This is a genomic window from Streptomyces sp. NPDC057654, from assembly GCF_042800135.1.
In the GTDB taxonomy this organism is placed as follows: Bacteria; Actinomycetota; Actinomycetes; order Streptomycetales; family Streptomycetaceae; genus Streptomyces.
In genome coordinates, this window is sequence record NZ_JBHVHQ010000249.1 from 1 (window position 1) to 10,105 (window position 10,105).

At 61.9% G+C, this 10,105-nt stretch carries 10 protein-coding genes; 5 read left to right on the forward strand and 5 right to left on the reverse strand.

Annotated features, from left to right (window positions below):
* Positions 1-50: 50 nt before the first annotated feature.
* On the reverse strand, positions 51-386 hold the full coding sequence (locus ACFU99_RS19725; protein WP_384393589.1) for an Lsr2 family protein: 336 nt from the start codon (positions 384-386) through the stop codon (positions 51-53).
* Between the two features lie 25 nt (positions 387-411).
* Positions 412-924 (reverse strand): NUDIX domain-containing protein, encoded by a 513-nt coding sequence (locus ACFU99_RS19730; RefSeq protein WP_384393592.1) that lies wholly within the window; start codon positions 922-924, stop codon positions 412-414.
* A 2,273-nt stretch (positions 925-3,197) separates the two neighbouring features.
* Between ACFU99_RS19730 and ACFU99_RS19735 the strand changes: the two genes are divergently transcribed.
* The 4 genes from ACFU99_RS19735 (at position 3,198) to ACFU99_RS19750 (ending at position 7,005) form a co-directional block, all read left to right on the forward strand.
* Complete coding sequence (locus ACFU99_RS19735; protein WP_384393595.1) at positions 3,198-3,512, forward strand: hypothetical protein; 315 nt, start codon at positions 3,198-3,200, stop codon at positions 3,510-3,512.
* Between the two features lie 637 nt (positions 3,513-4,149).
* Positions 4,150-4,314 carry a hypothetical protein gene (locus ACFU99_RS19740; RefSeq protein WP_384393598.1) on the forward strand — a complete coding sequence of 55 codons (165 nt, stop codon included), beginning with the start codon at positions 4,150-4,152 and terminating at the stop codon, positions 4,312-4,314.
* 1,015 nt (positions 4,315-5,329) lie between these two features.
* Positions 5,330-6,193, forward strand: coding sequence for a radical SAM protein (locus ACFU99_RS19745; protein WP_384393601.1), 864 nt, complete (start codon positions 5,330-5,332; stop codon positions 6,191-6,193).
* Positions 6,194-6,201: 8 nt separating this feature from the next.
* Entirely contained in the window at positions 6,202-7,005 is an 804-nt protein-coding gene (locus ACFU99_RS19750) for a protein kinase (RefSeq protein WP_384393603.1), read from the forward strand.
* Between the two features lie 596 nt (positions 7,006-7,601).
* Here the strand turns inward: ACFU99_RS19750 and ACFU99_RS19755 are convergent.
* Positions 7,602-7,880, reverse strand: a complete 279-nt coding sequence (locus ACFU99_RS19755; RefSeq protein ID WP_384393606.1) for a GntR family transcriptional regulator — start codon at positions 7,878-7,880, stop codon at positions 7,602-7,604.
* A 360-nt stretch (positions 7,881-8,240) separates the two neighbouring features.
* On the opposite strand from ACFU99_RS19755, the gene ACFU99_RS19760 reads away from it, so the two are divergent.
* Positions 8,241-8,375: a hypothetical protein gene (locus ACFU99_RS19760; RefSeq protein WP_384393610.1), complete on the forward strand. Its 135-nt coding sequence runs from the start codon at positions 8,241-8,243 to the stop codon at positions 8,373-8,375.
* A gap of 307 nt (positions 8,376-8,682) precedes the next feature.
* Here the strand turns inward: ACFU99_RS19760 and ACFU99_RS19765 are convergent, their stop codons facing one another.
* Complete coding sequence (locus ACFU99_RS19765) at positions 8,683-9,258, reverse strand: TerD family protein (RefSeq protein ID WP_363229579.1); 576 nt, start codon at positions 9,256-9,258, stop codon at positions 8,683-8,685.
* Between the two features lie 149 nt (positions 9,259-9,407).
* Positions 9,408-9,866 (reverse strand): peroxiredoxin, encoded by a 459-nt coding sequence (locus ACFU99_RS19770; RefSeq protein ID WP_384393614.1) that lies wholly within the window; start codon positions 9,864-9,866, stop codon positions 9,408-9,410.
* Positions 9,867-10,105 lie beyond the last annotated feature (239 nt).

Below are 10,105 nucleotides of genomic sequence, written 5' to 3' on the forward strand. Positions count from 1 at the left end.
GCCCTAACCAATGCGGTTAGGGCCCTCGATGTGGTCGAGCTGCTTGCAGGCTACTTGCGGGCTTCGTAGGCTTCCTTGACCGACGCCGGCACTCGACCGCGGTCGTTGACCTCGTAGCCGTTCTTCTTCGCCCAGGCCCGGATGGCTGCTGTGTCCCCACTGCCGGAGCTGGTGGCGGCTACCTTGCGCGGCTTGCCTGTCCTGCTGCTGGTCTTGCGGCCTGCCTCGGTGAAGGGCGCCAAAGCCTTCATCAGCTTTTCGTAGCTGGCCGGAGCCAAGTCGATCTCATAAGTCTTGCCGTCGAGCGCCAGGACGTGCGTGGCGGCCTCCGAGGACTCTTCGCCTGTGAGGTCGTCCGTGTAGATAGTGATGATCTTCTGTGCCATGGGCGCATCATAGAGCTTCAGCGGACTACCAGACGGATATGCCGTTGTGGAGGTAGCGCAACTTCCCATCCGAGAGCGCTCGTACGGCAGCCTCAAAGCGGTGGGTCAAGCGCGGCCGAAGCCGGGTTCTTGATTCCTCGTAGGAGGTAAAGGCAACTTCAGAGAGCTCACTATCGTGCGGATACAGGCTGGTCGCACGGTCGGTGTCTATTACACCGCCATCGAAGATGAAGGCAAGTTGATCGTCCCATGGGCCATGTGGTTCTACCCAATCCACGACCAGGAGCCCGCCTAGCTTGATAGTCAACCCAAGCTCTTCGCTTAGCTCTCTGGAAGCTGCGACATCGGGCGGTTCATTGGCTTCCGCCATGCCACCTGGTAGATCCCAATCAGGTTTGTAGGTGGGGTTTACCAACAAGAATGAATCATTGGAATCCCTGATCAGTACATCAGCGGCAACGCGTTTCCTCGCTTGCTTGGCGTTTCCCTCAGCAAGGTACGCATGCCAATCGGCCGGGTCTACAGGCAGAGGGTTCATGTGGAATCGCCTTCGCTTGACGGCTTCATGATGTCCGCCAGAAGAAGCATCCTGGTCTCAGACGTTTCATTAACTCGCAACACAAAGTCTCTGATGGGGCGGTAGGTTCGGTGGCAATCCAAAAGGTTACATAGATCCCTAAGCTGATTGATAACCCTGACCGAGCAAAGGGATGTGGGAGTTGTCAATAGATCCTCCCCATGATGAGTAACTGCATCGAGGTCCCCACGACGTGCATGAATGTCCACGAGAGTGATACGACTCATTGCGAGGGAACGCGCACGCCCATCCTCCCTCAAACAGATTGCCTGATTGGCGTGTTCTAGCGCTTCGGCGAACATTCCCGCATCTCGGAACACCAACGCCGCCTCACTGGCGAATGCTGCCATATCAAACGGGCTAACCCAGGGGTGTGCAGTTCCGGAGGTGAGCTCTAGGGCCTGGTGCGCTCGGTTGAGCGCGCGCAAAGCTACAGTTCGTTGGTTAGATGCTGCTAGGGCTCGCGCGTGCATGGAATGAAGCCGAGAGGTCAGGACCGGAACGCCATGTCCATGCTCAATCATATCTAGGCCGGCCTGAGCCCAGTTGGCCGCCTGACCTGGGTCCCCTCTCTGCAAGGCAAGATGGCTGCGGCTTGCGGAGACGTCGGCCGCAAGGGACGTGTCGTCCGCAGTATTCGCAAAGCGTAGGGCTCGTGCGAAATGAGCCTCTGCGAGGTCGTCACGCCCTGAGTCGTGCGCCATCCAGCCTGCCATTTCGGTTAGGGCAGCTGTTGCCGAGAAAACGTCTGGTCCGCCATTGGCATCGACCAAGCGTCGCGCCACATGGGTACTGAGGTGCTGAACAACAGCACCATAAAGGCGGCCTCCCCCCGCCTGCTTGTCTGCGGCTCGGAAGGCTTCCATGGCGGCTAGGTCGTTTCCATCCGGCGAGGGAATTACGCGTGCCCGGGGCTTGTTGGTTTGAGGTTCCCACTCCCGACGAGCAAGCCCAAGCAAGTGGCCAGGAATATGAAGCGCGTCAGCGATCTGCTCGAACAGAGAGAGTTTCTCTACCCGCCTCTTATCATTCATATAGTCATACAATCGCCCTTGGGAGATCTCCACGGCGGCGGCAAGGCGTCGTGTACTGATTCCGCGGCGATTAATCAAACGGAAAAGGGCACCCATGTTTCGTTCAGCGCAAGCAGTCTGAAGCCGCGCATCGTCGAGCAACCCTGTGACAAGCGCGTGCAGGTCGTCCGACTCTCGTCCCATTCATAGCACCCCCTCATAGCGTAGATCCAAGCTGAAGCTAGTGACTCCATCTTGGAGTCACATCATGGAGTCCTCCAGCGGTATCGCCTCGTCGTTACATGGCTCGCAAGTTGCTTCTACCGACCCACAAATCCTGGTGGAAGCCGCGTATGCATACATACCGACGACTCGCGAGGTACCCCGATGGCTCCACAGCACACGGAGGATGCCCGGTGCATCGGCAACCAGCTGGCGGAGGAACTTCACTTGGCCTTCATGGCTCGTGGGTTCTACCTGCCGATGCAAGGGGCCACTCCGATAGCTGGGCGCGCGTTCGTCGAGGTTGACCCGATCGGTCATGACACGGCGTTCCGCCTGGTGGAGACCCTTGGACCTCCTCCGCTGCGCACGGCTGCCAGTGATGACTACGAGGGCCAGGCGGCCGATGCTGCGAGGTTGCTTCGGCGATCACTCTTCAGTGCCGGCCTCGCTCTTCCCGGCCTGCGCGGCAACGGTCCTCTTGTCGAGCTGGGCGCCGCGTCACCCTCCTTGGTGGAGTCCCTGGCGGAAGTCGTGGCCGCAAGGAAGGGGGCCAGAGGATGAGGCGCAACGGGAAGGCCCGCCCCTCCCATCTGATGGCAGTAGCGGGACAGGGTGGTGTGCTCCTGGTCTTCAAGCAGCGCAGCCAGGACGAACCTACGGGAGAGTCTGCGGATGGGGCAGATCTTCCCCCTGGCACTATGGCCTATCCGCCTTGCCGGTGCCCGGAGCATCGTGCCGGACGAGGGCACCCGGACCCGCTATTGACCCTGCGGAGAGTGGACAGCGCCGAGTCGGACGAGTCCCGTGAGTAGCGGCATTGAACCTGCCCTTTCTCCCTATCAGCAGAGATTGTTGTCCGCTGGATGGCGAGAACCGTCACCGCGGCCAACGGCGTATTGGTGCGGCCTCATCGTGACAGGGGCTGTGGATGGCACCCTGCGCGACTATCAGCTAGACGAACACACGGCTGTGTCTCCTCGGCTGACGGTGCGATGGATGCGCGACAAGGCTCGATGGCTGGCTAACTGTCTTACGCCGATCTACGAAACTCAATGTGAACGCGGATGCCTCCCACCTGGATTTGTCCGTGTGCCTTCTGGTTTCCCTCTTCCGGCCGCAGATCTTGACGAGTGGGCCGCGGACTGGACAGTTCAGGAAGAGGCCATGCGGGAGCTGAGCGACGGCAACCCTTACCGCATCGCTACTCATGACGCCTACAGCGTCTACTCATTGACCGCAAGACCTATTTTTCCGGCCCCGTTCCTGGAGTCCTGGTTAGATGCCGGCAGCTACGAGTACTTGGCTGCCTGAGAACGAAGAACCCTGATCCAACTCAACCGACTTGCCTCTCTGCTCGGGGGCAGGCTAGGAGATTAGCGCCGCAGTGAGTGCCAAACAACAGAACATCGACATGGCTCCACCCGACGTAGAAGTTAGGTACCGGACACCCCCGCCTTTGGGCCGAATAATAGCGCCCAAGGAACAGGAATCGATAACCGCTAGCATCAGGCGTGTGTACGATGGGGGCACGAGCCTGGAAGAAGCTGCCGCGCATTACGGCATCGAATCGAAGACGGCTCGGCTTTGGCTGGGGATCGACTAGAGCGATGGCATTACCACCGTGCCCCATAGGCGGACGTCCCTCATTCGCCACAAAAGAAGATGCCATACGTAGCATAGGCATCCGCTACTACACCGATAATCGCAGCGGCGCGTTTCCCGCTGCATCTGCGAATACTGGCACGTCGAAAACGTAGGTTCCGCCCGCATGCGGCGCGCTCGGAACTGGAAAAAGAAGCGCAACAGGTAACACTACAGACTTCCCCTCCCTGCCGGTGACCCCCAAAAACCCGACAGTGAGGCGGACGGATGATCTGCCGTAGATACCCCTATAAGGCAGACCATCCAGAACACAGAAGCACCACTCAACAGAAGAGATGAGGACGCAATGGCAGAAGAAGTGCACGACGGTATCGGCGGACTGAGGACCACCCCCGCGGAATCGGGGGATTCGGCGGACTCGCTCGACAACAACGTCAACGACACCACGACCGACCCCGAGACTGCCGGTGATGAGGCCGACAAGGGCCAGGCCGCCGATACCGACGCCTAGGAGCGCCGTGCCTGTCTTCAAAAGGCCCGTAGGGGGCGCTGGCGCGTCGGACGGCGTGTCGGTCCGTAGTGACAAGTCCAGCCGAACAGCAGATGCGAACCCCAACGGCAACCGTGCGGAACGCCGGAAGGCCGCAAAGGAAGACCGCAAGAAGAAGTAGAGCTCTCGTCCCGGTCGACTCCTCTTCCCGCGTAGCGGAGCCGGCCGGGGCGGGTCACCGCCGCAACCATCCACCTATAAAAGGAGAGAAACCATGGGCCCATGCCCAATGCCAGGCTGCACCGGAAGGTTGCAGGCAGACGGCAAGTCTGCGCAGTGCAACGTATGCAGCTTCGCTACCGACAATTAGCCCGTTGACCACCATCCTCCGCAAGCCGTGAAAAGCCATGCGTTAAGGATGCTGAGGTGGTTACTCGGCTCTGCATCGTCGGACAGCCGATGGTGCAGAGCCAGCACCCTCAATGAACCACAGTACGGAAAGTGGGCCATGGCACCCCGGCCCGAAAGTGAAAGTCCGATAGACCAAGAAAAGCCCCTGTTCTACTGCGGAACGTGTGCAGGCTGGCTCGAAATTTGGTGCCCTTCGTGTTTCGGATGCGACGGCTGCCCAGACTGCGCATACACGGGAAGAGTACGATGCCCTCAATGCGGGAACAGCAATTGGGTTCCATGGGATCTGTGGTGGCAATGAAACTTCCTTCGCGATCTACCATCCGTTGGACCGTCCTACTCGCAATCTACGTGACGATCATCGTGCTTTTTGCGATACATCACCCCCCATGATCTCCGCGCCCCCTACGGGCCTCGGCCTACCCGTTCACGAGGTACATAGCGGGGCGCGGATACGGGGACATCAGAAGGCCCCTGATGTCCCCGGAGCGGCCTTGTTCACTGCTATCGGCTCCCAGTGAGCAAGGCCGCTCATCAGCCTCAGCCCCCCATCAGCTCTATACACAGAAAGGGAAGTCGACCAAGACGCAAGTTCCAACCCCCTTTCACTGGAAGTGAGCGCACGATGAGTACAGCGGTTGCCATCACGGCTACACCCGCCACCCCACGACTCCTCTGGCTCGACCTGACCCGAAAGTGCCAACTCAACTGCACGCACTGCTATAACGCGTCAGGGCCGAAGGGAACGCACGGAGCCATGTCCCGAGAGGACTGGACCAGCGTCCTGGACCAGGCGGCCAAAATGGGCGTCGGCCACGTGCAGTTCATCGGCGGAGAGCCGACGCTTCACCCCGACTTTGAGGCCCTGACGAGTCACGCTCTGTCCCTCGACCTGAAGACCGAGGTATACAGCAACCTCGTACACGTCTCGGCCTCTCGCTGGGAACTCTTCCAGCACGATGGCCTGTCCCTGGCCACCTCCTACTACTCGGCCAACGCCCGGGAGCACAACGCGATGACCGGCCGGCGGTCCCACAGCCGCACACGGGCCAACATCGAGAAGGCCGTTCGGCTCGGCATCCCGCTGCGCGCCGGAATCGTCGCCGCGACCGATCAGCAGATCACCGAAGCTCGCCGCGACCTGGAAACCCTCGGCGTCAAGCGAATCGGTGCTGACCGTATTCGCCCCTTCGGGCGTGCTGGAAACGACCAGGAGCCTCAAACGGCAAACCTGTGCGGCAGGTGCGGCAGCGGCGCCGCGGCAATCAATCCGGACGGCACAGTCTCTCCCTGTGTCTTCTCCACGTGGATCAAGACCGGCAGCGTCCGAGACTCAGCACTGACCGCTATCCTCGGCGGCGCAGCGATGACCCGCGCCAACACATCCATCCGGGAATCAGCTCGTATGGACGCCTGCCGACCTGCCTGCGATCCCAACGCGGAGTGCACGCCCGGCTTTCCCGGTACTGAGTGCGATCCGAAGAACTGAAAGGTCACATGAACCACAGTCTTCCTGAACCATATCTGTGGGCATTGGTCCGTCCGTATACAGGCGAACTGACCAACGTCCAACCCACCGCACGTGGGTTCGGCTCGGACGTCACGGCCTTGGTGGAATGCGAGAGAGGGCCGTTCTTCGTCAAGGCCATGCGCAACCAACCAGGGGGGCGGCGGGATTCCATCATCCGGGAGAAGCTGATCAATCCGGCTGTGCGCTCTGTCTCCTCGGACTTGCTGTGGCACGCGGAGGACGGGCAATGGATCGCACTTGGTTTTGAGGCGATCCAAGGGCGACCGTCGAGCTTCAAGCCTGACTCACCTGATCTGCCGGTCATCATCGACATCCTCAACCGGACCAGCGCATTGGATCTCCCCGAGGTTGCCCAGGACTGGGCCGATACCCGATGGGACCGGTTCGCCGGCAACGCAAAGGCCATCGAGCTCCTTCAAGGCAATGCGCTCCTACACACCGACATCAATCCGAGCAATCTCCTGATCGGAGACCAGGAGGCATGGGCCGTCGATTGGTCATGGCCCGTCCGTGGCGCAGCATTCATTGATGCGGCCTGGCTGGTCGTACAACTGATCTCGGCTGGACATAGCGCAGAATCCGCCGAATCGTGGGTTGCCGGTTGCATGCCTTGGGTGGCCGCTGACCCGAGAGCGATCGACGTCTTTGCGGCTGCCGCAGTGCGCATGTACCGCTTCCGTGCAGAAAGGAGCCCTGACGCGTCATGGCTGACAGCTATGACAACAGCAGCCCAATCATGGGCGGATCATCGCGGCGTTACCGTCGGCTGAATGGTGCGGCAGGGCGGTAGGTAGCCCTCAGATACGGGCCCCGTTCCCGCGCTTCCCCCCGAGGCGTGTGGGCGGGGCCTCTCTTTCTCCGGAACGAGGATGCTCATGTTGCGATGCACCGGACTGATCCAACTTCCCATCCACGCAACCCTTGCGGCGATGTACGCGGCCGAGGTGACGCCGGACCATCCAGCGTTCTGCGCCGAAGAGTACGCACAATGTGAGCTCGGCGAGCACAAGGGAGAACACGCCGATCTCGTATGGGAGTGCCCAGAATCCCCCATGAACTACGGATTCTGGTTCCTCTGGACTGCTACGAGCCATAGGTTCGTCAGACTCCTATGGTGCACGGAACTGCACGATGAAAGCGTTGAGTGCTACCTGTACGCCAATCACCCAGGAGAGCACTCATCCCACGTGGTGGACCCAACAAGAGAAGCACTACGAGCGGACGTTTTTGGTCACCCGGAACGGTACGACCTGCCACCTGGGCTCTGCTGATCCTATTCAACTGCCCTCAGCAGAGCAGTTCCCCGCGTCCGACCTTACTCAACTCGTCCTGCGGCACTGCGACACGTCGACTGATCTTACTCAACTCAATCCGTGCCGCTCTCGGTATCGGCCGCACGATCCTGCACGTACGTGCCACGCTGCGGAACCACGAACAGGACGCCCTCATCCACCAGGAGTGCGACGGCTCGATAGACAGTCGGCCGTGACAACCCGTACTGCTCGCACAGTTTGGTTCCGGACGCGATAGGGCGGCGGGGCTTCCAGTCCCCACGCTCGACACGGGCCCTCAGGATGCCCGCAAGCTGTTCAAACGGTGGTTCAGGCGCGTCGCGCTCGATCGTGTCATCAGGGCCGTAGTCCATACGTACGAGGCTAGCGGCGCTCCCACTACATCGCACATCCTCGCACTTCGCTTGCTGTGTACTGACCTCCCTTTACCAGTCTTGACGTCAAGGTCTATGGTCAGTAACGAAAGCGCCTCGACAGTCGATTAGGCCCGGCTGTCGAGGCATACGCCGAACAGCTAGTTGGAGCTGAACGACTATGCGTGACTCTATCGCCCGCGTGCTCACATGGATGCGACTCCTGATCGTTCGCCGTCCTGGTCGTCACTGTGCGGGCCAGACTCCCCCGCACCCGCGCCACTGTCCCGTTCCGCCTCCTGGTCGACGCCGACACCACGGCATGTACTGGAGCGTCAGCAGGTACTCATAGGTGAAGAGGTGGCACTGATCCGCCCCTACCTCGTGAAGTTGGAGCAGCAGCAGGAAAAGAAGCGACAGAAGGAACGACGGACCGCCGCAGCACTCGCCACGATGGGCATCGACTATGACGTCACTCTGGCGGTGTCAGCATGAGCCCCGTTGTCCTGTGCTGCCTCTGCAAGAAGCTGACGACGCGGCCGGTGCTGGCGCGCTACACCGAGCGTCCTAGCGGCGCTGGAAGCCCCCTGTACGCCTGCCCCACGTGCGCCCCCCGCACCTCCGGGCCCCACGCGGGCCCTGACGGCCCCGTGAGCCGCCCCTGACGGCCCCTGAGCCGAGCAACGACGAAGCCCCCCAACGGACCTTGGGGGGCTTCGTGCTGACCGGGCCAGCACCGTGCTGACTTGATGCTGACTCTGCACAAGCCGACATGGTGTTTTCCCAGGTCAGTGGCCTTGTTTCAGACGTTCACGCCGAAGTCCTGCGCGATGCCGCGCAGGCCCGAGGCGTACCCCTGGCCGATGGCGCGGAACTTCCACTCCGCGCCGTTGCGGTACAGCTCGCCGAACACCATGGCGGTCTCCGTCGAGGCGTCCTCGCTGAGGTCGTAGCGGGCCAGCTCGCTGCCGTCGGCCTGGTTCACCACGCGGATGTACGCGTTGCGGACCTGGCCGAAGGACTGCTGACGCGACTCGGCCTCGTAGATGGAGACCGGGAACACGATCTTGGCGACGTCCGCCGGGACGCCCGCCAGGTTCACGTTGATGACCTCGTCGTCGCCCTCTCCCTCACCGGTGAGGTTGTCACCGGTGTGCTCCACGGAGCCGTCGGGGCTCTTGAGGTTGTTGAAGAAGACGAAGTTCTGGTCGTTGGCGACCTTGCCCTGGTCGTTCGTCAGCAGGGCGCTGGCGTCCAGGTCGAAGTCGTTGCCAGTGGTGGTGCGCGCGTCCCAGCCCAGACCGACGATGACCGCGGTCAGGTTGGGGGCTGCCTTGGTCAGCGAGACGTTGCCGCCCTTGCTGAGACTGACTCCCACGAGTCCTCCAGAGGTTTCGAAGGGGGCGGCGACATCTGCGCCCCCGTTGTGCGATGGCACCCGATCAACGTTTTGATCCTAGTGACCGGTTCCCACCGATTGCAGGCTCTTGCGTCGGCTGCGTCGGCGCCCGCGGTGGAGCTCGTACGTCAGAGGGCTTCGAGCGCCTTGGCGTACTCGTTCAGGTCGCGCGCGTCCGGGAGGCCGTTGACGATCGTCCAGCGCACGACGCCCTCCTTGTCGATGATGAAGGTGCCGCGCACGGCGCAGCCCTTGTCCTCGTCGAATACCCCGTACGCGCGGCTCGCCTCGCCGTGCGGCCAGAAATCCGAGAGCAGGGGGTACTCCAGCCCCTCCTGCTCGGCGAAGACCCGCAGCGAGAAGGGCGAGTCGTTGGAGACGGCGAGCAGCTGGACGTCGTCGTTGACGAACTTCGGCAGTTCGTCGCGGAGTGCGCACAGCTCGCCCGTGCAGACGCCGGTGAAGGCGAAGGGGTAGAAGAGCAGGACGACGTTCTTCTCGCCGCGGAAGTCGGAGAGCTTCACGCTCTGCCCGTGCTGGTCCTTCAGCTCGAACTCCGGAGCCTTGGTACCGACCTCAATCGCCATGGGTGGCCATCTCTCTCTCGACGGTTTCGACAGTCTCTGCGGTCTCGACAAGAACCGGCTCCGGGCGGTCGCTGCCGTCCGGCGCCGGCGCATGCACGGCCCAGTCTGTCACTGCCGCCGCCCCGGCCCGGAACGGCCTCGGGCACGGGCCGGAGCCGCCCTCGGTACGGCCGCGCACCGGCCCTCGGCGCCGCTCCGCACCAGGCCGCCGCGGGGCCGCCACAGGGCCGGTACATGCC

Bases quoted from the DNA above. Each gene is read 5' to 3' on its own strand.
- ACFU99_RS19725 (WP_384393589.1), bottom strand. From the start codon at position 386: ATGGCACAGAAGATCATCACTATCTACACGGACGACCTCACAGGCGAA.
- ACFU99_RS19730 (WP_384393592.1), bottom strand. From the start codon at position 924: ATGAACCCTCTGCCTGTAGACCCGGCCGATTGGCATGCGTACCTTGCT.
- ACFU99_RS19735 (WP_384393595.1), top strand. From the start codon at position 3,198: ATGCGCGACAAGGCTCGATGGCTGGCTAACTGTCTTACGCCGATCTAC.
- ACFU99_RS19740 (WP_384393598.1), top strand. From the start codon at position 4,150: ATGGCAGAAGAAGTGCACGACGGTATCGGCGGACTGAGGACCACCCCC.
- ACFU99_RS19745 (WP_384393601.1), top strand. From the start codon at position 5,330: ATGAGTACAGCGGTTGCCATCACGGCTACACCCGCCACCCCACGACTC.
- ACFU99_RS19750 (WP_384393603.1), top strand. From the start codon at position 6,202: ATGAACCACAGTCTTCCTGAACCATATCTGTGGGCATTGGTCCGTCCG.
- ACFU99_RS19755 (WP_384393606.1), bottom strand. From the start codon at position 7,880: ATGGACTACGGCCCTGATGACACGATCGAGCGCGACGCGCCTGAACCA.
- ACFU99_RS19770 (WP_384393614.1), bottom strand. From the start codon at position 9,866: ATGGCGATTGAGGTCGGTACCAAGGCTCCGGAGTTCGAGCTGAAGGAC.